This is a genomic window from Gordonia paraffinivorans NBRC 108238 (assembly GCF_000344155.1).
In the GTDB taxonomy this organism is placed as follows: domain Bacteria; phylum Actinomycetota; class Actinomycetes; order Mycobacteriales; family Mycobacteriaceae; genus Gordonia; species Gordonia paraffinivorans.
In genome coordinates, this window is sequence record NZ_BAOQ01000002.1 from 106,933 (window position 1) to 125,996 (window position 19,064).

Consider the following 19,064-nt stretch of genomic DNA (forward strand, 5'->3'; position numbering starts at 1 on the left):
GGAACACCATGCCCGAGATGATCGCACCGAGGGTACTCAACTTCGCGTCGATCCTCGACGACACGACAAGGGCTCAGGCACAGGAGATCTCGTCGCTGCCGTTCATCCACCCGCACGTCGCGCTGATGCCCGACGCCCACGCCGGCAAGGGATCGGCGGTCGGCACGGTCATCCCGACCGTCGACGCCGTGATCCCGGCCGCGGTCGGCGTCGACATCGGTTGCGGGATGATCGGCGTGCAGACGTCTGTCGCCGCCGAGGACATCGCCGGCTTCGACCTCGCCGATCTGCGGCACCGGGTCGAGGCGACGATCCCGTTGTCACCGGGCAACTACAACACGACGCTGCGGTACTCGCACACGCGGGCCCGCATCGACTCGCTCGAGGAGATGGCGTCGGCCGAGGGCGTCGACCTGTCGCATTCGCCGAAGTGGCGAGAGCAGCTGGGTTCGCTCGGGGGCGGCAACCACTTCATCGAGTTGTGCGAGCAGGTATCCGGCGACGGCACGGGCAGCGTCTGGCTGTTCCTCCACTCCGGCAGCCGCGGTGTGGGAAACAAGATCGCGCAGAAGCACATCCGGATCGCGCAGAAGCTGTGCCGCCGGTGGCACATCCCCCTGGCTCATCCCGATCTCGCGTACCTGGCCTCGGGCACGGACGAGTTCGGCGCCTATATCCGCGAGTTGCGCTGGGCGCAGGCCTTCGCCTACGAGAACCGCGCCGAGATGATGGACCGGTTCGTCACCGTGTTCGGCGAGTGGTTGGCCGACAACTCGTTCCGGCCTCGAAAGAGGCTCGAGGAGCGCCGCATCAACTGCCACCACAACTACACCGAGAAGGTCGAGATCGCCGGCGCGAAGGTGTGGCTGACCCGCAAGGGCGCGATCGACGCGAGCGTCGGCACCCACGGTCTCATCCCGGGATCGATGGGCACGGCGTCCTACGTCGTGCGCGGCAAGGGCAACGAGTCGGGGCTGTTCTCCGCACCGCATGGTGCGGGCCGTGCCTTCTCGCGGTCCGCCGCGCGCAAGAGGTTCACGCTCGACGATCTCGCCGAGGCGATGACCGGCATCGAGTACCGGCACGGCGAGGAGTGGATCGACGAGATCCCGGCGGCCTACAAGCCGATCGACCAGATCATGGCCGACGCCGCCGAGCTCGTCGAGGTCGAGGCGGTGTTGCGTCAGCTGATGAACGTGAAGGGCGTGTGAGGCCGGCGGCGCGCCTAGATCGTCATCGTCTCCCGGACGGCGGCCTCGGCGCCGGCACCACCGGCACCCGACGAGGTGACACGGCCGCTCTCGAGCACGTAATACTGTTGCGCCGCTTGGAGGGCGAAGCCGATGTGCTGCTCCACGAGCAGCACGCCGAGGCCTCCGCGCCGGGTGAGCGCGGTGATGGTCTGCTCGATCTCGGCGACCACCGAGGGCTGGATGCCCTCGGTGGGTTCGTCGAGGATCAGCATGCGCGGTTCGGTGATGAGCGCCCGCGCGATGGCGAGCTGCTGGCGCTGGCCGCCCGACAGCAGGCCGGCGCGTCGTCCCAGCAGCTCCTTCAGCGCCGGGAACATCTCCAGCATCTCCTCGATCAGTTCCTTGCCGCGCTTCCGGCCGTCCGCGACGACCTGCAGGTTCTCCGCGGTCGTGAGGTGCGGAAAGCTCTGTTGGCCCTGTGGGACATAGGCGATGCCCTGTTTCACCCGCGCGCTCGGCCGTGCCCTGGTGATGTCGACGCCGTCGAAGGTGACCGCGCCCCTGGTGGTCTTGACGAGCCCGACCACCGCACGGAGCAGCGTGGTCTTGCCGGCGCCGTTGTGGCCCATGACCGCGACGACGCCGTCGGCCGGGACCTCGATGTCCACGCCGTGGATGACCTCGGTCCGGCCGTACCCGGCGCAGACCCCCGACAGTTTCAGCATCGCCGTCAGCCCTTCTTCTCGATCGACGCCGATTCGACGCCCGCGGCGTCCTCGGTCTCGGCGGCGATCTCCTCGAGTTCCTCGCCGCCGGCGGCGGTTCCGAGGTAGACCTCCTGGACCTTCGGGTTGGCCTGCACCTGAGCGACCGTGCCCTCGGCGATCACCTGGCCGCGGGCGAGCACGGTCACCGACGTCGCGAACGCCCGCATGAAGTCCATGTCGTGTTCGACGACGACCACGGTCCGCTCACCGCCGATGCGGCGCAGCAGGTTCCCGGTCTCCTCCCGCTCCTCGTGGCTCATGCCGGCGACCGGCTCGTCGAGCAGCAGCACCGAGGCGTTCTGCACGAGCAGCATGCCGATCTCCAGCCACTGCTTCTGTCCGTGCGCGAGGACGCCGGCCGGGGCGTCCCGCAGGTCCTGCAGGCCGATCGTCTCGAGCGCCTCGGCGATGGAGTCCGGGATCTGCGACGGCCGTCGACGGAGCATGGTCCACACCGATCGCCCGGCGCCGGCGGCGATGTCGAGGTTCTGCAGGACGCTGAGCTCTTCGAAGACGCTGGCGGTCTGGAAGGTCCGGCCCACGCCGAGTCGGGCGATCTGGTGGACCTTCTTGCCGATGAGCTCGACACCGGACTTCTGGATCGAGCCGGTCGCCTTCACCAGACCGGTGATCGCGTCGATGATGGTGGTCTTGCCGGCGCCGTTCGGGCCGATCAGGAACCGCAGGTCGCCCTGCATCAGCGTCAGGTCCACCCCGGACACGGCCTTGAACCCGTCGAACTCGATGGTGAGATCACGCACCTGCAGGTAGTCGCTGTCCATTCCGGCATTTCCGCCGGCGACGGGTTCGACGACGCCGGTCGTCTCGGTTCCGCTCACGAGGACGCTCCTACCTTGGTCGTGGACACCTCGTCGATGTCACCCGTGGGTGCCGGATCGGACGGTTTCCGGCGGCGCCACCTGAACAGCGCCCCGAGTCCGGCAAGGCCGGCCGGGAAGAAGCCGACCACGACGATGAACAGGATGCCCTGCGCATAGGTCCATCCGGACGGGAAGTTCTCCGACAGGCTCGTCTGCGCCCATGCGACCGCGATCGCGCCCAGCACCGGACCGAGCAGCGTGGTGCGACCGCCGATCGCGACGCCGATCAGGAACGCGATCGACGGGACGATGCCGACGTCGGCGGGCGAGATGATGCCCACGATCGGCACGAACAGCGCGCCGGCGATGCTCGCGAAGAGGGCTGCGACCGCGTAGGCGACGACCTTCACGTTGGCCGGGTCGTAGCCGAGGAAGCGGACCCGCTCCTCCTGGTCGCGGACGGCGACCAGGAGTTCGCCGTAACGGCTGTACATCAACTGCCGGGTGAGGGCGACCACGATCAGCAGCGTCGCGGCGGCGATGTAGAACAGCAGGTGCCGGTTCACCGGGTCGTTGAGCGCGAGCCCGAAGAAGCTGCGGAAACGGTTGAGCCCGTTGCTGCCGCCGGTGGTCTGCTGACCGATCAGCAGGATCGCGAAGGCGGCGGCCAGCGCCTGCGACAGGATCGCGAAGTAGGCGCCCTTGACCTTGCGCTTGAACACGCCGAAGCCGAGCAGGACCGCGATCAGGGTGGGCACGAACAGGATTCCGAGGATCGTCACCACCGGCGAGGCGAACGGCCTCCAGTAGCCCGGCAGTTCGCGGATGCCGGCGATCTGCATGAAGTCGGGGACGTCGTCGCCGCGGAGTTCGGCGTCGGAGATCTTCAGGTGCATCGCCATGATGTAGGCGCCGAGACCGAAGTAGACGCCCTGCCCGAGGGTGAGCATGCCGCCTCGGCCCCACGCCAGGCCGATGCCGACGGCGACGATGCCGAAGCAGAGGAACTTGCCGAGCAGGTTGAGGCGGAAGTCCGAGAGCATCGCGGGCGCGACGCCGAACAGGAGTGCCGCCGCGACGGCGAAGCCGGCGTACACCTTCCAGTGGTCGGAGAGATGGTCCTTCACACGAGACTCCTCGTCTGGACCGTGAACAGGCCCTGGGGGCGGATCTGCAGGAAGATCACGATGATCACGAAGACGGCGACCTTCGCCACCGAAGCGGTCGTGCTGTATTCGATGAAGGAATTGAGGATGCCGAGGGCGATCGCGGCGATGACCGCACCCTTGATCTGACCGAGACCGCCGATGACGACGACCAGGAACGCGTCGATCAGGTAGGTCATGCCGGTGTTGGAGCTGGTCGAGCCGATGAGGGTCAACGCCACGCCGGCGACGCCGGCGAGGCCGGACCCGATGAAGAAGGTCGTGATGTCGGTTGCCCGGCTGTCGATTCCGCTCGTCTCGGCAAGGTCGCGGTGCTGCACGACGGCGCGGATGCGGCGGCCCATCGGGGTGTACCTCATGACCACCGAGATCGCCACGACCGCGATGACGGCCAGCAGCATGATGAACAGCCGGGTCTTGGGCACCACCGCGCCGAGGACGTCGACGCCGCCCGACAGCCACGACGGGGCGGTGACGTCGACGGCGGGCGCACCGAAGATGTCACGCGCGAGCTGCTGCAGGATGAGGCCGACGCCGAACGTCACCAGCAGGGTGTCGAGCGGACGGTCGTACATCCGTTTGATCAGGGCGACCTCGAGGATCACCCCCATCAGGCCGCCGACGAGGAACCCGATGACCAGCGAGACGAGGAGGGACACATCGGCATTCGAGACCAGGTACTCCTGCACCGAGTACGCGGTGTAGGAGCCGGCCATGATGAATGCGCCGTGGGCCATGTTGATCACGCCCATCTGACCGAAGGTCAACGACAGGCCGAGCGCTGCGAGCAACAGGATCGAGCCGAGACTCAATCCCGTGAAGAGCTGTCCGATAACGGTTTCCACGTCACCATCCGTTCGCTGTGGGTGTGCGTCGCCGGGCGCCGGCACCGGGACACGCAGGTGACCCGCCCCGCGCGAGCGCGAGACGGGTCACCGGATGATCAGTTGCCCAGGCCCTTCGCCCACGGGTAGTTCTCGAGGTACGGGTCCGGCTCGATCGGCTGGCCCGAATCCCACACCGTGTAGATCAGGCCGTCGGGACGGATCTCGCCGATGCGTGCGGTCTTCGTGATGTGATGGTTGTCGCCGTCGAGGGTGACCGTGCCCTCAGGAGCGTCGAAAGTGACTCCGCCGGAAGCCTTCTTGACCTCTTCGACGTCGAACGACTTGGCCTTCTCCACGGTGTTCTTCCACAGGTACACCGACGTGTAGGCCGCCTCCATCGGGTCCGAGGTGGGCTTGTTGGCGCCGTAGGCGTCCTTGTAGTCCTGGACGAAGGACTTGTTCTGCGGGTTGTCGACGGTCTGGTAGTAGTTCCACGCGACCAGCTGGCCGGCGATGTTCTCCACCCCGATGCCGCCGACCTCCTCCTCCGCGATCGACACCGACACGACCGGCATCTGCTGCGGGGTCAGGCCGACGTTCTTGTACTCGCGGAAGAAGGCGACGTTGGAGTCGCCGTTGAGGGTGTTGAACACGGCGTCGGCGTCGGCGGCGCGGACCTTGTTGACGATGGTCGAGAAGTCCGTCGAGCCGAGCGGGGTGTAGTCTTCGCCCTTGATCTCGATGCCGTTGGCGTCCGCGTAGGCCCTGATGATGCGGTTGGCGGTCTGCGGGAAGACATAATCGCTGCCGACCAGGTAGAGGGACTTGACGCCCTTCTCCTTCAGGTACTCCAGGGCCGGGACGATCTGCTGGTTGGTGGTGGCGCCCGTGTAGAAGATGTTGGGCGAGGACTCGAGACCCTCGTACTGCACCGGGTAGTAGAGCAGGGCGTTGTTGTCCTCGAAGACCGGCAGCATCGCCTTGCGGCTCGACGACGTCCAGCCGCCGAACACCGCGGCGACGCAGTCGCTGGAGATGAGCTTCTCGGCCTTCTCCGCGAACACCGTCGGCTCCGACGCGCCGTCCTCGCCGATCAGCTGGATCTGCTTGCCGAGGACGCCGCCGTTGTCGTTGATCTGCTCGACCGCGAGTTTGATCGAGTCACGCACCGTGACCTCGGAGATCGCCATCGTGCCCGACAGCGAGTTCAGCGAACCGACCTTGATGGTGTCCCCGTCGGTCTTGACGCACGAGGTCCCGCCCGAGGCCGATTCGTCGCTCGCGGAACTGCCGCACGCGCTCAGCGCGAGGGCCACTGCGGACAGTGCTGCGGGGATCATGATGCCGTACCGCCGACGGCGTGTGGGGGTGACGGCGGACGGCAAGGAACTGAACGGCATCCGGTGGCCTTTCTCAATACGTCTCGGAATCGGCTCGGTCGGGCCCAGAGAGACCGGTGCACCTTCGCACCGAACGACCCCCCGATCGGATACGCGATGCCACGAACCCGGCGAAGTCGCGTATGGGAGGTAAACGTATTGATGGTTTGTTACGCCGCGATGACCCGAGGTGAATTCCCCGTTTCCGCTTCACGGGGCCTCACGTCGGATTCACGCCATCGAATCTTGTTGTGGTCAGGGGCATTTCGGACAGATCTCCCACGGGACGATCAGGATGCCCCGCCGTGGACGCTCAGTGGGAGAAGGCCGCCTCGACCTCGTCGCGACTCATCTCGGGGTCGGTCCCGAGCTCGTATCGCGGAAGGGTGTGCGGCACATCGGTGCCGCCGGCGACGCGGCGCTTCGCGGCCCGGAACTCCGGAACCTCCCCCATCGTCAGGTGGGCGGTGTTGATGATGCTCCAGACCAGAGCGCGTCGGGCCCGACGCTCCACCGGGTTCGGCGGCCGGTAGGAGATGAGCTGCTGCGCCCAGCGGGGCTGGATGTCGCGGATCGCCCAATCCACCGCCGCCTGCGCGCGGTTGCGCAGATTCACCCCCGTCGCCATCGCGTTGCCGTGTGTCAACGCGAGGCGCGGGAGGTACGACCGGAGGCATTCGAGGGTCTCCGCCTTGGTCGCCGGCAGATCCGTTCCTCCGAGCGCATGCCCGACTCGCACGAATTCGCCGTAGTACCGGTCGATCTCGGCGCCGCGCAGGGGACGCGGATGGTAGATCTCGTGGGCCGTCGCGATGCCCCAGACGACCGTCGCGTAGTTCCACCGCAGCCACTCCGGGTCGTCGGCGTCGTAGACCGCGCCGTCGGGCCGCACCCCCTTGATGGTGTGGTGCATCGCCCGGACCGTTCGGGCGAGTCGTTCGGCGGTCTCGGTCGATCCGTATGCCGTGCCCATGAAGAAGGCCAGCGAGTGCCCGAGTCGGGTCGTCGCGCCGTCGGGGTCGATGGACGTCGTGGGCGTCCCGTCCTCCTTGCGCCGGACCAGGCGCGAATGATGCATGCCCATCCAGTAGATGGACGGGTCGAGTCGTTCGATGTATGACGCGGCCTGCAGGCCGAAGATCAGCGCCGGGGTGTGCGAGTGGACGTACCAGGTGGCGCTGTCGGGCCCGAACCATCCGGGGTCGCCCGTCGGATTCTCGAAGTCCATGCCCCGGAAGAACTTCGCGCGGACGTTCTCGTCGAACTTCCCGTTCAGCCACGAACCGACGACCTCGTGCGGCAGCGCGAGCGGCACCCGCCCGGGCGAGGGGAGCTTGACCGACGGGATTCTCACCTGCGGCAGATCTGCCGTCGCGGGCGCGTTCATGGGTCGTCCTCTCCGTGTGCGCCGATCCCCGTCCGAGCACGTCCCGAACCTATCGGCGACACATTGTGGTCACGGCTGTACCCAGATTAACCCTTTGGGCACACCCGTGACCAGACCTTGCCGGCGACGGCCTCCCGCCGTCTATGGTGGAACGATGTCGAGTCCGACCCGATGGGCCGGCGTCCCGCTCGCGGATCGCCGCGCCGAGCGCCGTGCGAGCCTGATCTCCGCGGCCTTCGACATCTTCGGCGGAACCGGCCCCGAGGCGGAGCTCTCGGTGCGGTCCGTCTGCCGTCACTGCGGCTTCAACACGCGCTACTTCTACGAGAGCTTCACCGACACCGACGAACTCCTCGGCGCTGTCTACGACGCCACGGCCGCCGAGCTCGCCGAGGTGGTCGCGGACGCGATGGCGGCCGCCGGGCCGTCGGTGCGGGCACGCACGCGTGCCGGTATCCGGGCGGTCCTCGGGCACGCGTCGCAGGACCCACGACGCGGCCGCATCCTCTTCACCGAGGGCCGCAGCAACCCGGTCCTCGTCGAGCGACGGGCCGCCACGCAGGACATGTTGTTCCAACTCGCGTTCGCCGAGTCGGATCCCCGAGAGCCCGATCCCCTGCCCGCCAAGGTCCGGGCGGCGATGTTCACCGGCGCGATGGCCGAACTGGCCCAGCAGTACCTGGCCGGCAACCTGGGCGACGACCTGGACCGGGTCGTCGACGAGGTGGTGGAGACGCTGCTTCCCTCGCGCCGCGCTTCTGCATGAGGCCTCACCCCGCCGGCCGCGACCCCGTCCGAGCCAGGGCCCGCACCGGCGCCGGCCCCATGCCCCGGTCGAGCGCCGCGATCATCATCACGACGCCGATCCCCGACAGGATCAACGACGTGCCGAAGAGGGTCGGGAACCCGAACAGGTCGCCGATGATGCCCGCGGAGAATCCGGCCGCCCCCTGGACGCCGACCACCGCGCATGCGTAGAGCGTGTAATCGCTTCCCTCGTGCCCCTTTTCGCAGGCGTCCATCATGAGCGTGAACACGGCCACCGTCGCGGCGCCGCCGAGGACGTGTTCGGCGAGACTCGCGGTCACCACGATCCAGAAGCCGCCGGCGCCGAGCGCGGCGACGAGGTAGAAGGCCAGGCTCAGGGTCTGGGTGACGCCGCCGAAGAGAAGCGCCGAGCGCCGCCCGAACCGGAACGCCAGCCAGCCGCCGAGCGCCGCACCGGCCAGCGCCCCCGCCGAGGACAGCGCCCCCTCGATGAGGGCGATCTGTCCGAGCGAGAGCCCGATGTCGGACATGAACGGCCCGACGAGCGCCGAGCCCATCGAGTTCCCGAACTTGTACGCCCCGACGACCACGATGAACACGATGACCCCGGGGCGCCGGAGCCGCTGGAGCCATCCGGTGACCAACAGCGCCGGTGACGGACGGCGTTCGCGGGCGACGGCGTCGGCGTCTCGGCCGAGTCGCGAGCGTCCGACGAGGAACCAGACGGGCACGGTCACCGCGAACAACATGACCGACATGGCCACGAAGAGCGTGCGCCACCCCGCGATCGAGAAGAGCCAGAGCAACCCGCCGCCACCGACGATCATGCCGATCCGGTAGGCGCCGACCTGGATTCCGTTGCCGGGACCGCGTTGCCGCGGTCCGAGCGTCGCGACGGCGAGGCCGTCGGTCGCGATGTCCTGCGTCGCGGACGCCAGGTTGATCACCGCGATGCCGATGAGCATCCAGACGAGGGTTCCGGACAGGTCCAGACATGCGAGAACGAGCGCGACGGCAGCCGAGGTGAGCTGCGTCGCCAGTAGCCAGCGTCGTCGCGTGGCGTACCGGTCGACGTACGGCGCCCACAGGAACTTCAGTCCCCACGGAGCGAACAGGAGTCCGTACACGCTGATCTGGGTGAGCGAGTAGCCCTCCTCGCGGAGGATGACCGGGACGGCCTGGCTGAAGAATCCGTAGGGCAGACCCTGCGCGAAGTAGAGGGCGGTGAGCAGCAGCAAGGTGCTGCCGGCCAGCGCGCCCGTGCGCGACGGAGTCGACATGGCAGACATCATGCCTCAGCCGGGGTGGGCGCTCAGCCGTCGAGTTCCGCGTGCGCGAACACATGCGGCACCGGGCGAGCCGCCATGGTGGGATCGGCGGTCAAGCCGCCATGGTGGGATCGGCGGTCAAGCCGCCATCGCCGGGAACGCCAGGGACACCAGCATGAGGGCGAGCAGGAAGATCCCCGCACCCTGCCACGTCGGCCAGGTACCGCCGCGGCGGTAGACCCGGTACCCGTTGACCAGCGCGCCGACGCCACCGAGGAAGAAGGCCGCCGGAACCAGCGAACCGACGACCATGCTGTCACGCGCGGTCGCGAGGAAGATCGCGCACACGACGGCGGCCACGACGACGACCGCCAGCACGTAGAGCACCGCGGAGCGATACGCAGCCGGGTCCTGCCAGCGCTTCTCCACATCGGCACGTCCGCGATCGATGGGATTGTGTGCATCAGTCATGACCAGGGCGTACCCGCATGGGGCGACCCCTGAAACCATGACCGCGACCACCCCCGACAGCGGCACGGCCGGGAAGTCCCCACCCGCTCTGGGTAGGACTACTCATGACCCCGGCGCGCCCCGGGGACCATGGTCGGTACATGACCACACCCAGCAGCATGTACGGCGGTGCACCGGGCGCCGCGACGCTTGCCCGGATCTCCGCCGAGTTCGACGCCATCGCCCAGCAGATGTCCTCCGTGTCCGCCGACTTCGACGAGCTCAAGCGCCTGGTCGAACGCTCCGAGACCCCGGTCGCGGAACCCGGCGCGACGCCGGCCCCCTCGCTGACCGTCGAGCCCGGGGACGCCGCGTCGCCACCGATCGCCCAGCGGGCCGAGACCCCGGGCGTCGCGCCGGCGCCCGGGCACCAGCCGACGCCCCCGCTCATCCCGCCGACGACCGCCGCCCGCCCTGATCAAAGGCCTCCGATTCCCGCGGTTCCGCAGCCATCCCCACCGCAGCGACCGGCGTCGCCGCAACCGTCGTCTCCGTCGCCCAAGGGCCCGTGGACGCCCGACTGGGCCGCCATCGGCCGACAGCAGCCGCCGCATCCGGCCTACGCGCCGCAGCCGCAGCGTCCGTTCACCCCGCAGGCACCGTTCAGCCCACAGCCTCCGTTCATCCCGCAGCACCCGTTCACCCCGCAACCCGGACGCCCGCCCGCTCCCCCGGTTTCCGACCGCATCTCCGACGCCGTCGAGCGCGGCCTCATCGGCAAGGTCCTCGCGGTCGCCGGCGTCGGCGTGACCCTTGTCGGCGTCGTCCTGCTGCTGGTTCTGGCCGCGCAGGCGGGCATCCTGCGTCCCGAATTCCGGGTGGCCGGTGGCGCGGCCCTCTCCGCAGCGCTCGTCGGCGCGGGGATCTGGCTGCAGCGCAAGCGAGATGGCCGCATCGGGGCGATCGCCCTGGCCGCGACCGGGCTCGCCGCCGGCTACCTGGACGTCCTGGCCGCGACCAAGATCTACGAGTGGCTGCCGGTCGTCGCGGGACTGACCACCGCAGGCGTGATCGCCGCGGCCGGACTTGTCCTCGCATACCGGTGGGACAGTGAACATCTCGGGATTCTCGTGGTCGTTCCCCTCATCGCGCTGGCACCGGTGCTGACCGGCGGCCTCGACATGACGCTCATCGCGTTCATGGTGATGCTCGCGATCGCGTCGTCGTGGGTCCAGGTGGGCCACGACTGGATCTGGCTGCACGCGCTGCGACTCGCCGCCCCGACGATCCCGCTGACCTTGGTGGGCGCGTCTGCCCTGAGCGGCCCGAGCGGCGACCTGGCCGGCCTCGGCCTCGAGTTCTCCGCCGCGACGCTGATCGTCGTCGTCCTCGGTCTGGCCGGTGCGCTGGTCGCCATGCCGACGACCCGGTTCCGCGAGGTCACTGCCGGACTCGCGGCCGCGACGACGTTCCCGGTCCTGTTCGCCGGCGCGGTGATGGACACCGCGGGCGCGGTGTCGCTGCAGACGGCCACCGCAGTCCTCGTGATCGGCACGACCGTCGTCTGCTCGCTGGTCAGGTCCGCGCGGTTCGAGCCGCTGCCCGACGTGGTCGCCCAGATCTGGTCGGCGACCGCACTGGTCATCACGTTCGTCGCGCTCCTCATTTCCTTCGACGGCCGCGTCGCGGTGTCGGCGATCCTCGGCCTGGCCCTCGTCACGGCCCTTGTCGCCCGCGCCTGGTCGTCGACGTCGGTCGTCCTGCTGGTGGGCGGCACCATCGTCTGGACGATCGGCTTCGGGATGCTCCTCTCCGATCTGGCGCCCTACGTGCTGGCCGACGCCGCACGCATGGAGACCCACGCGTCGCTCGCGGTCGTGTTCGCCGCACTGCTGGCGGTGGCGGGCGCGATCATCCTCGCCGACAACTGGATTCGCCTGACCGACCGCGACGTCGTCGGCCTCGCCTACACCGTGCTCGGCGTCGTCGCCGTGTACACGGCCACCGCGATCTGCGTGACCTCCGGCGTGCTGCTGGCCGGCGCGGACGGATTCCTCGGCGGTCACGTCGCCGCCACCACCTGCTGGGTCGTCATGGCCGGCGGGTTGCTCGCCCACGCGCGCCGACGCCGTGGCGGCCGGCGGACCGCAGCCGTCACCGGAGGGCTGGTGCTGGTGGCCGCGGCGATGGCCAAGCTGTTCCTCTTCGACCTCGCCACGCTCGACGGCATCTCCCGCGTGATCGTGTTCATGGTGACCGGCCTGCTCCTGCTCGGGCTCGGCGCCTGGTACGCGCGGGCCCTGCACGACGACGGCACCCCGGGGCAGCAGCAGCCGAATCCCCCGGCGCCCATGCCCCCGGCCCCGATGCCCCAGCCGGGTACTCCGGCCGGCCACTGACGGTCTCGGAGAGTCGCCGCGACGCCGTTTCCCATCCGCCCCTCGGATCCCCTGAGCGCGTGGGAGACAGCGTCGCGCGATCAACTGTGACATTCGCCCGCCACCCTGCCGCGATCGTTCGCAGACCTTACTGTTCGTCGGGTGACCAGCGATCAACGTGCAGCGGAGCGGGTTCCGGCGGCCGTGTACATCATGGCGTGTTGCACGTTCCTGATGTCGACCAGCGAGTTCATCATCGCCGGGCTGCTCCCCGACCTGGCCGCCGACTTCGGGATCTCCGAGGCCCGCGCCGGGTTGACGGTCACGGTGTTCGCGTTCGGGATGATCGGCGGCGCACCGTTGATGGCGCTGCTGACCGCACGCGTCCAGCGCAAGGTGACACTGGCGTCGTCGTTGGTGGTGTTCTCCGGCGGCATGCTGGTGTCAGTGCTCACCGACGACTTCTGGGTGCTGATCGCGGCAAGGTGCGTCGCCTCGGTGGCGACGAGTGGGTTCTGGACGGTCGGCGGCCTCGTCGCGGCCGATCTGGCCGGACCCGCGCGCCGGGCCGGCGCGATAGCGATCGTGCAGGGCGGCGGGATGATGGCCAACGTCGTCGGCGTCCCCCTCGGGTCGTTCGCCGGCCAGATGTTCGGTTGGCGCACCGCGTTCTGGGCGCTCGCGGCCCTCGCCGTGGTCGCCGCGGCGGTCGTGGTCACGACGGTCCCGCGCGACCGCCACGAACGCCCGAGACTGTCGCTGCGACAGGAGGTCTCGGGTGTGCGCTCACTGCGGCTGTGGCTGGTGCTGGCGACCTGCGTCGCGGTCGCGGGCGGGACGCTGTCGGTGTTCGCCTTCGCCTCGCCGATGCTGACCGGAGTCGCCGGGCTCGACGCGTCGCTCGTGCCGGTCGCGTTGGGCGTCTTCGGTGTCGGTGCCACCGTCGGCCAGATCACCGGCGGCCGGCTCGGCAACGCGCGCCCGCACCGCACCGCCGCGATCGCCATGGTCGCCACCGCGGTCGTCACCGGCTCGCTGCTCGCGTTCTGCGGTCACTCCTGGGCCGCGGTGGCGTTGCTCGGGCTGCTCGGGTTCACCGGCATGGCGGCCTTTCCCGTCCTGGTCTCGCTGTCGATGCATCACGGCAGCGAGGCGCCACTGCTCGCCGCGGCACTGCCGATCGCGTTCGTCAACGTCGGGATCACCGCGGGCAGCTTCCTCGCCGGTGTCGCCCTGGAGTCACAACTGGCCGCCCGCGGGCCTCTCGTCGTCGGTCTCGCCGCGAGCCTGCTCGCGCTGATCCCGTTCGCGGCGCTGCTGATCATGAACGCTCGCCATCGCCCCGACACCCGGATGGTCGACGCCACGCACACCCCCGGCACCATCGCCTCGTAGGGACATCGGCGCGCGCAGCCGGGCCGCCTCCCGGCCCGGCGGTTGTCGTCGGGACGATCCCGGGGCACCCTCGTCACATGACCCCGAAGCTGCACCCCCGCACCGGCCTCGACCTCCGCACGCTGCTCGACGTCGCCTACGAGCAGGCACGCATCGGACTCGATGAGGGCGGCATCCCGATCGGCGCCGCCCTGTTCGCCGCGGACGGCACGCTCCTCGGAGCCGGGCACAACCGCCGGATCCAGGACGACGATCCGTCCGCCCACGGGGAGACCGACGCCTTCCGGGCGGCCGGCCGCCAGCGCGACTACTCGTCGACGATCATGGTCACCACGCTCTCACCGTGCTGGTACTGCTCGGGGCTGATCAGGCAGTTCGGCATCGGGACCGTGGTGATCGGCGAGAACCGCACCTTCTACGGCGGCGAGGACTGGCTGCACGAGAACGGGATCGAGGTGATCGTGCTCGACGACCAGCGCTGCGTCGAGATGATGTCGGACTACATCACCACCCATCCCCAGGTCTGGAACGAGGACATCGGCGTGGCCGACGACGCGGATTCTGCCGAATAACCGCAGCGCTACGGCGATTCAGCTCACCTCGTAACTCAGTCGATAGACCGCCCTGCCCTCGGCGAACTCGAGGATTCCCTTCTTCGCTCCCGGGGTCAGCTTCTCGGTCCCGAGGTTGTCGTGGGGGTTGCCCGGCGGGTTGTCGCGCTCGGTGACGTTGACCAGCGCGTTGCCCGTGAACTGGACGGTGGCGTCGATCGCGCGCTGCTTGCCCTGCGTGAGCTTCAGATGCTTCAGGCACTTGTCGTCGCTGCCCTTGACGCAGATCGGGGCGCCCTCGACGCTCACGACGATCTCGTCCTCCTTGTCGGTGTCGGTCAGCTTCTTCGCCTGCAGGGCGCCCAGTTTCAGCGTGCCGCCGGGAACGGAGGTCACATCCTCGAGCTTGGCGATGTGGGCGCCGCGGATGATGTTGCGCGCCGGGTCTCCTGCCCGATCGTCGAACTTGTGGGAGCCCGACTCGTAGTTGAGGAACAAGCGGTTTCGCGCGGCGTCGATCGCGATGCCCTGGGACATGCTGGGACCGCGGAAGCAGCGTGGCCTCGCCTTGTCGAGGTTCGTCTCCCCTGCGTCGGTCGCATAGAAGTTGCTCCGCACATTGCGACCCAGCGAAGTGCTGAAGAACATCGTGTTCCCGGCCTTCGCGGCTCCCTGGGTTCCCTTCGGGACCTCGTACCGCATCTTGCCGTTGCCGCCGGGCTTCGGGTCGGTCTCCAGCCTCCCGTCGTCCTTGATCGTGTATCGGTACATCCAGTCCCGGGACCCGAGGTTGAACCTGCCCGCGTACAGCTTGTTGCCGTCGACCGTCATGAACGACTGGCCGTACACCTTGCGGTCGGCGCCCTTCGGGCTGATCGAGCCCTTCTGCTGCAAGGCGTTTCGGACGTCGGCGAGTGCGTAGTGGCGGATCGAGTCCGATTCCTGCGGCCCGCCCAGGAAGAGGTGCCCGCCGCCGATCGCCATTCCGCCCGCGTGCGTCGGCATTTCGCCGGCCGAGCGTTTGTCGACCATGACCCAGCCGAGGAGCCGGTGCGGGGTGTTCGCGTCGACGGCGATGATCTTCGCGCGGTCGTCGGCGCCGCCTGAGACGTAGGTGGCGATGAGGAGCGCGTCCCGGCCGCTGTCGTCCCAGTCCTTCCAGTACGCGATGGCCTGAGGGGTGTATCGGCCCAGCTGTTCCTTGGAGAGAATCGGTCCCTCACGGAACCGGCGGTCGTACAGGTACGACGCCGACTCTCCGTGATACCAGCCGCCCGGTGGCGGCTTTGCCGCTGCTGTCGGACTCGCAGCGGACGGTGGTGGTCGCGTTCGGCGGAGCCGCCGACGCGCTCGGCGCGCCCGGTGCCACCATGGCCCCCCCGACGAGGGCGGCGGCTCCGGTGGCGATGATCGAGCGAAAGCGGCGGCGGATCACGTCGTCTCCTTCAACGGCTCGTCGGCGAATGGGGCGTCGGCGAAGGACTCGTCGGCGAATGGGGCGATGGCCCGTCCACTCTTTCCAGGTCCCCGATCACGTTTCCATCCCCCAGATGAGGGGATGGCGGTTGACGGCACCTGGTTCGAGGGCGACGGTGGAGGCGTGGGCCCGGACAGATCGCCGGCGGTCGTACGACGGCGCAAGGACGAGTTGATGCGGCGCGCCGGGTCCGCCTCCACCGTGCGCGAGGTGTTCGACCTGCTGACGACCCGCCTGCCGGGAATCGTTCCGTACAGCAGTGCCGTGTGGACCGCCGCGGACCCGGATTCCGGCCTGCCCAGCTCGCCGACACTCTGGGAGGCCGGCACCTCGGGGAACCGCCGCAGGTGGCGGCAGGACGTCGCTCGCGTCGAGGTCGGCGATTACGTGGCCCTGGGCCGGATCGCCCGTTCCACCAGGGCGCGTCGTGCCCGGCCGCGAGAGCTGCGCGCAGTCCTGGCCTGCGAGAACTCGCCCTGGGCGCTGGTGTCGCTACGACGCGAAGCCGACGAACGCCCCTTCACGGCGGCCGACGAACAACTCGTGGCGGGACTCAGCGAGCCGCTCGGACGACAGGTACGACGTCTCGTGCGCGCCGGTCTGCGCCGCGCACCGGACGGTCGGTTGCCGGCACATCCCGGGCTCCTCGTCTTCGACACGCGCCTGGACCTCGTGGCGACCGGCGACGACGTCGCTCCGTGGCTGTCGTCGCTCGGCGACGAAGCCCACGTGGCGAGCGCTTTCGGCCTGCCGGTCCCGATGTGGGTCGTCGCCGCGGCAGCACGGGCCCTGCAGTCGGCGCAGGAGGGCGGCCACGGTCGCGTCGGGGTGCGGGCGGCCACGATGAGCGAGCAGTGGCTGTTCGCTTAGGCGTCGGTCACCCGCGGTCCCGACGGACGCCCGGACCGCGTCGTCGTGGCGCTCGACGCCGCCCGGCCGTCGGCGATTGCGCCGGTCATCGCTGCGGCACACGGGATCTCGGTCCGCGAACGAGAGGTCATCGGTCATCTCGTCACCGGAACCGGTACGTCCGCGATCGCCGATTCGCTGGGGATCTCCGCACACACCGTCCGCGACCACGTGAAATCGATCCTGCACAAGTTCGGCGCGTCGAGCCGGGCCGAACCGACGGCCCTGCTGCTCGGTACGCACCGGCCACTCTGACCGGACCACGTGCATCGGCGCCGCGGCCGGCAAAGGCCGCTCAGCTGCCCGGCGAACCCTGGTGGACCGGCTCGCGTGGATCGGCCGCGTCCGGTTGTCGTCGACGCCGGTGCACGACGATCCCGATCGACACGATGACCACCGCCGACAGCACGGACAGACCGATGGCCTCACGTTGCTCGTCGTCGAACGCCATCAGCACCAGGACGCCGACGATGAAGGCCATCACCACGACTGTCAGGTACGGGAACAGCCACATGCGCACGGGCGGCCGCTCGCCTCGCGCGCGCAGGGCACGGCCGAGCACGAGCTGGCTCGCGGACACGCTCAGGTACACGAACAGCGCGACGGCGCCGCTGGTGGCGAGGAGATAGCCGAAGATCTTGTCGGGCAACACGTAGTTGCCGATGACCGCGAGGAATCCGACGATCATCGACGCGAGCACCGCCACCCACGGCACCCCGTTGCCGGTGAGCGACCTGACCGCCTGCGGCGCGTCGCGACGGCTCCCGAGCGAGTAGAGCATGCGGGAGGCCGTGTACAGGGCGGAGTTCAGGCACGACGCGACGGCCGTGAGGATGACGAGGTCCATGATGAGCGCCGACCCCGGCAGGCCGATCGCCTCGAGCACGGACTGGTACGAGCCGTCGTCGAGCCGGTCGTAGGGCATGAGCGCGACCACCACGAAGATCGAGCCCAGATAGAACAAGGAGATCCGCCAGATGACGGAGTTCACGGCCTTGGTGATGCCGCGCTTCGGGTCCGGTGATTCGGCGGCCGCGATCGTCACGATCTCGGTCCCCATGAACGAGAACATCGTCACCAGGAGGCCGGCGATGACCGCGCCGAAACCATTGGGCATGAAGCCATCCGGCTCCCACAGATGGTGCAGACCGCTCACCCCGAATCCGGGATCAGCCCGCAGATGGCGAGGATTCCGACGATGATGAACGCCACGATGGCGAGGACCATGATTGAGCGCGAACCAGAACTCGGACTCGCCGTAGTTGCCGACGCTGACGAGGTTGGTGACCGTGAGTGCGATCGTCACGGCCAATGCCCAGATCCATTGGGCCCCACCGATCAGATCGGTGAGGATCGCGGCCGCCGCCGTCGCCTCCACCGGGATGACGAGCACCCAGAACCACCAGTACAACCAGCCGACGGAGAAGCCGGCCCACCGCCCGAGCGCGCGGTCGGCGTAGACGGAGAACGAGCCGGTGTCGGGGTCGGCGGTCGCCATCTCCCCCAACATCCGCATGACCAGCACCACGAGAGTGCCCGCCATCGCGTAGGAGATGAGGACGGCCGGACCGGCCTTCTCGATCGCGTTCGCCGATCCGACGAACAGGCCCGCGCCGATGACCCCGGCGATCGAGATCATGGTGATGTGCCGGGGCTTGAGGCTCGAACCGAGGCGATCCGCGGACTGCGCCGCATCGCCCCGTCGTGACGACGAGTTGCTCACCGCGGATAGGTGCCCGGGCTGATGCCGGCCGAAACCTCCCCGACCCGGGCTCGATTCCATGACCCGAGATCGCGCCGAGCGCGGCCTCCGGCTATGGACTCGGCCGCTCGGCCACCAGGGCCAGGTGCAGAAGCGGGTATGGGCGCCCGGCCTCGTCGCGGTCACTGCGGCCGATCACCTCGAAGCCGCGTCGGAGATAGAACCGCACCGCCTGGTCGTTCTGCTCGTTCACGTCCACCGCGCGGATACCCGCGGCGTCCACGGCGTGCGCGAGCAGGGTGGTGCCGACGCCGGCCCCGCGGACGTCGGCCCGGACGAACAGCATCTCCAGTCGCGGCCCCGACACGCCTGCGAATCCGACCGGCGTGCCGTCGGCGTCGGCGACGGTCAGCTCGACCTGTGGGAGGTACACCGTCGCCATCCGGCCCTCGATCTCGTCGCGGTCAGCCTCGGCGAGAAAGTCATGAGTGGCGTCGACCGCGCTGCGCCAGACCCCCACCAGCGTCGGGAAATTCAGCCGGTCCGAGACAAGGTCGAAGGCGGGTCGAGGTGTCCATCGGTACGGTTCTACCAGGACTCAACGGCCCTGATGCGCCTGAGCGCGG

The 19,064-nt window shown here is 69.1% G+C and carries 18 protein-coding genes; 7 read left to right on the forward strand and 11 right to left on the reverse strand.

Features of this window, described 5'->3' with window-relative positions:
• The first annotated feature begins 8 nt into the window (after window positions 1-8).
• The gene (locus GP2_RS01415) at window positions 9-1,211 is read left to right on the forward strand and encodes an RtcB family protein (RefSeq protein WP_006898664.1); all 1,203 of its coding nucleotides are present in this window, start codon (window positions 9-11) and stop codon (window positions 1,209-1,211) included.
• A 14-nt stretch (window positions 1,212-1,225) separates the two neighbouring features.
• On the opposite strand, the gene urtE is transcribed toward GP2_RS01415, so the two are convergent.
• The 6 genes from urtE to GP2_RS01445 all read right to left on the reverse strand — a co-directional run bounded on the left by urtE (window position 1,226) and on the right by GP2_RS01445 (window position 7,540).
• Window positions 1,226-1,918 (reverse strand): urea ABC transporter ATP-binding subunit UrtE, encoded by a 693-nt coding sequence (gene urtE / locus GP2_RS01420; protein WP_006898665.1) that lies wholly within the window; start codon window positions 1,916-1,918, stop codon window positions 1,226-1,228.
• Between the two features lie 5 nt (window positions 1,919-1,923).
• A complete protein-coding gene (gene urtD, locus GP2_RS01425; protein WP_006898666.1) occupies window positions 1,924-2,799 on the reverse strand; it encodes an urea ABC transporter ATP-binding protein UrtD in 876 nt (291 codons plus the stop codon).
• Window positions 2,796-3,908, reverse strand: a complete 1,113-nt coding sequence (gene urtC, locus GP2_RS01430; RefSeq protein WP_006898667.1) for an urea ABC transporter permease subunit UrtC — start codon at window positions 3,906-3,908, stop codon at window positions 2,796-2,798. The genes urtD and urtC overlap by 4 nt, the downstream gene beginning before the upstream one ends.
• Complete coding sequence (urtB, locus tag GP2_RS01435; RefSeq protein WP_006898668.1) at window positions 3,905-4,792, reverse strand: urea ABC transporter permease subunit UrtB; 888 nt, start codon at window positions 4,790-4,792, stop codon at window positions 3,905-3,907. The genes urtC and urtB overlap by 4 nt, the downstream gene beginning before the upstream one ends.
• A 98-nt stretch (window positions 4,793-4,890) precedes the next feature.
• Window positions 4,891-6,174, reverse strand: a complete 1,284-nt coding sequence (gene urtA / locus GP2_RS01440; protein ID WP_006898669.1) for an urea ABC transporter substrate-binding protein — start codon at window positions 6,172-6,174, stop codon at window positions 4,891-4,893.
• Between the two features lie 292 nt (window positions 6,175-6,466).
• A complete protein-coding gene (locus GP2_RS01445; protein ID WP_006898670.1) occupies window positions 6,467-7,540 on the reverse strand; it encodes an oxygenase MpaB family protein in 1,074 nt (357 codons plus the stop codon).
• Between the two features lie 154 nt (window positions 7,541-7,694).
• Here GP2_RS01445 and GP2_RS01450 point away from each other — a divergent pair, with 154 nt between their 5' ends.
• Window positions 7,695-8,306 (forward strand): TetR/AcrR family transcriptional regulator, encoded by a 612-nt coding sequence (locus tag GP2_RS01450; protein WP_006898671.1) that lies wholly within the window; start codon window positions 7,695-7,697, stop codon window positions 8,304-8,306.
• A 4-nt stretch (window positions 8,307-8,310) separates the two neighbouring features.
• Here GP2_RS01450 and GP2_RS01455 read toward each other — a convergent pair whose 3' ends face one another.
• Window positions 8,311-9,588 carry an MFS transporter gene (locus GP2_RS01455; RefSeq protein ID WP_006898672.1) on the reverse strand — a complete coding sequence of 426 codons (1,278 nt, stop codon included), beginning with the start codon at window positions 9,586-9,588 and terminating at the stop codon, window positions 8,311-8,313.
• Between the two features lie 126 nt (window positions 9,589-9,714).
• On the reverse strand, window positions 9,715-10,047 hold the full coding sequence (locus tag GP2_RS01460; RefSeq protein WP_040526177.1) for a hypothetical protein: 333 nt from the start codon (window positions 10,045-10,047) through the stop codon (window positions 9,715-9,717).
• A gap of 140 nt (window positions 10,048-10,187) precedes the next feature.
• Here GP2_RS01460 and GP2_RS01465 point away from each other — a divergent pair, with 140 nt between their 5' ends.
• The 3 genes from GP2_RS01465 to GP2_RS01475 all read left to right on the forward strand — a co-directional run bounded on the left by GP2_RS01465 (window position 10,188) and on the right by GP2_RS01475 (window position 14,371).
• Window positions 10,188-12,425 (forward strand): DUF2339 domain-containing protein, encoded by a 2,238-nt coding sequence (locus GP2_RS01465; RefSeq protein ID WP_157211622.1) that lies wholly within the window; start codon window positions 10,188-10,190, stop codon window positions 12,423-12,425.
• Window positions 12,426-12,566: 141 nt separating this feature from the next.
• A complete protein-coding gene (locus tag GP2_RS01470) occupies window positions 12,567-13,799 on the forward strand; it encodes an MFS transporter (protein ID WP_006898675.1) in 1,233 nt (410 codons plus the stop codon).
• 77 nt (window positions 13,800-13,876) lie between these two features.
• Window positions 13,877-14,371, forward strand: a complete 495-nt coding sequence (locus GP2_RS01475) for a nucleoside deaminase (protein ID WP_006898676.1) — start codon at window positions 13,877-13,879, stop codon at window positions 14,369-14,371.
• A gap of 18 nt (window positions 14,372-14,389) precedes the next feature.
• Here the strand turns inward: GP2_RS01475 and GP2_RS01480 are convergent, their stop codons facing one another.
• Complete coding sequence (locus tag GP2_RS01480) at window positions 14,390-15,355, reverse strand: hypothetical protein (RefSeq protein WP_157211623.1); 966 nt, start codon at window positions 15,353-15,355, stop codon at window positions 14,390-14,392.
• A 553-nt stretch (window positions 15,356-15,908) separates the two neighbouring features.
• On the opposite strand from GP2_RS01480, the gene GP2_RS01485 reads away from it, so the two are divergent.
• Window positions 15,909-16,697, forward strand: coding sequence for a hypothetical protein (locus GP2_RS01485; RefSeq protein ID WP_006898679.1), 789 nt, complete (start codon window positions 15,909-15,911; stop codon window positions 16,695-16,697).
• Between the two features lie 45 nt (window positions 16,698-16,742).
• Entirely contained in the window at window positions 16,743-16,991 is a 249-nt protein-coding gene (locus GP2_RS01490) for a response regulator transcription factor (protein ID WP_006898680.1), read from the forward strand.
• A 40-nt stretch (window positions 16,992-17,031) separates the two neighbouring features.
• Here the strand turns inward: GP2_RS01490 and GP2_RS01495 are convergent, their stop codons facing one another.
• Window positions 17,032-18,459: an amino acid permease gene (locus tag GP2_RS01495; RefSeq protein ID WP_255218580.1), complete on the reverse strand. Its 1,428-nt coding sequence runs from the start codon at window positions 18,457-18,459 to the stop codon at window positions 17,032-17,034.
• A 91-nt stretch (window positions 18,460-18,550) separates the two neighbouring features.
• On the reverse strand, window positions 18,551-18,958 hold the full coding sequence (locus tag GP2_RS01500; RefSeq protein ID WP_006898682.1) for an acetyltransferase: 408 nt from the start codon (window positions 18,956-18,958) through the stop codon (window positions 18,551-18,553).
• Between the last annotated feature and the right edge of the window lie 106 nt (window positions 18,959-19,064).

What these genes read in the sequence shown, in the direction of transcription:
- GP2_RS01460 (WP_040526177.1), bottom strand. Translation starts at nt 10,047, where the DNA reads ATGACTGATGCACACAATCCCATCGATCGCGGACGTGCCGATGTGGAG.
- urtA (WP_006898669.1), bottom strand. Translation starts at nt 6,174, where the DNA reads ATGCCGTTCAGTTCCTTGCCGTCCGCCGTCACCCCCACACGCCGTCGG.
- GP2_RS01465 (WP_157211622.1), top strand. Translation starts at nt 10,188, where the DNA reads ATGACCACACCCAGCAGCATGTACGGCGGTGCACCGGGCGCCGCGACG.
- GP2_RS01455 (WP_006898672.1), bottom strand. Translation starts at nt 9,588, where the DNA reads ATGTCGACTCCGTCGCGCACGGGCGCGCTGGCCGGCAGCACCTTGCTG.
- GP2_RS01450 (WP_006898671.1), top strand. Translation starts at nt 7,695, where the DNA reads ATGTCGAGTCCGACCCGATGGGCCGGCGTCCCGCTCGCGGATCGCCGC.
- GP2_RS01475 (WP_006898676.1), top strand. Translation starts at nt 13,877, where the DNA reads ATGACCCCGAAGCTGCACCCCCGCACCGGCCTCGACCTCCGCACGCTG.
- GP2_RS01485 (WP_006898679.1), top strand. Translation starts at nt 15,909, where the DNA reads ATGGCGGTTGACGGCACCTGGTTCGAGGGCGACGGTGGAGGCGTGGGC.
- GP2_RS01445 (WP_006898670.1), bottom strand. Translation starts at nt 7,540, where the DNA reads ATGAACGCGCCCGCGACGGCAGATCTGCCGCAGGTGAGAATCCCGTCG.
- GP2_RS01415 (WP_006898664.1), top strand. Translation starts at nt 9, where the DNA reads ATGCCCGAGATGATCGCACCGAGGGTACTCAACTTCGCGTCGATCCTC.
- urtE (WP_006898665.1), bottom strand. Translation starts at nt 1,918, where the DNA reads ATGCTGAAACTGTCGGGGGTCTGCGCCGGGTACGGCCGGACCGAGGTC.
- GP2_RS01480 (WP_157211623.1), bottom strand. Translation starts at nt 15,355, where the DNA reads ATGCCGACGCACGCGGGCGGAATGGCGATCGGCGGCGGGCACCTCTTC.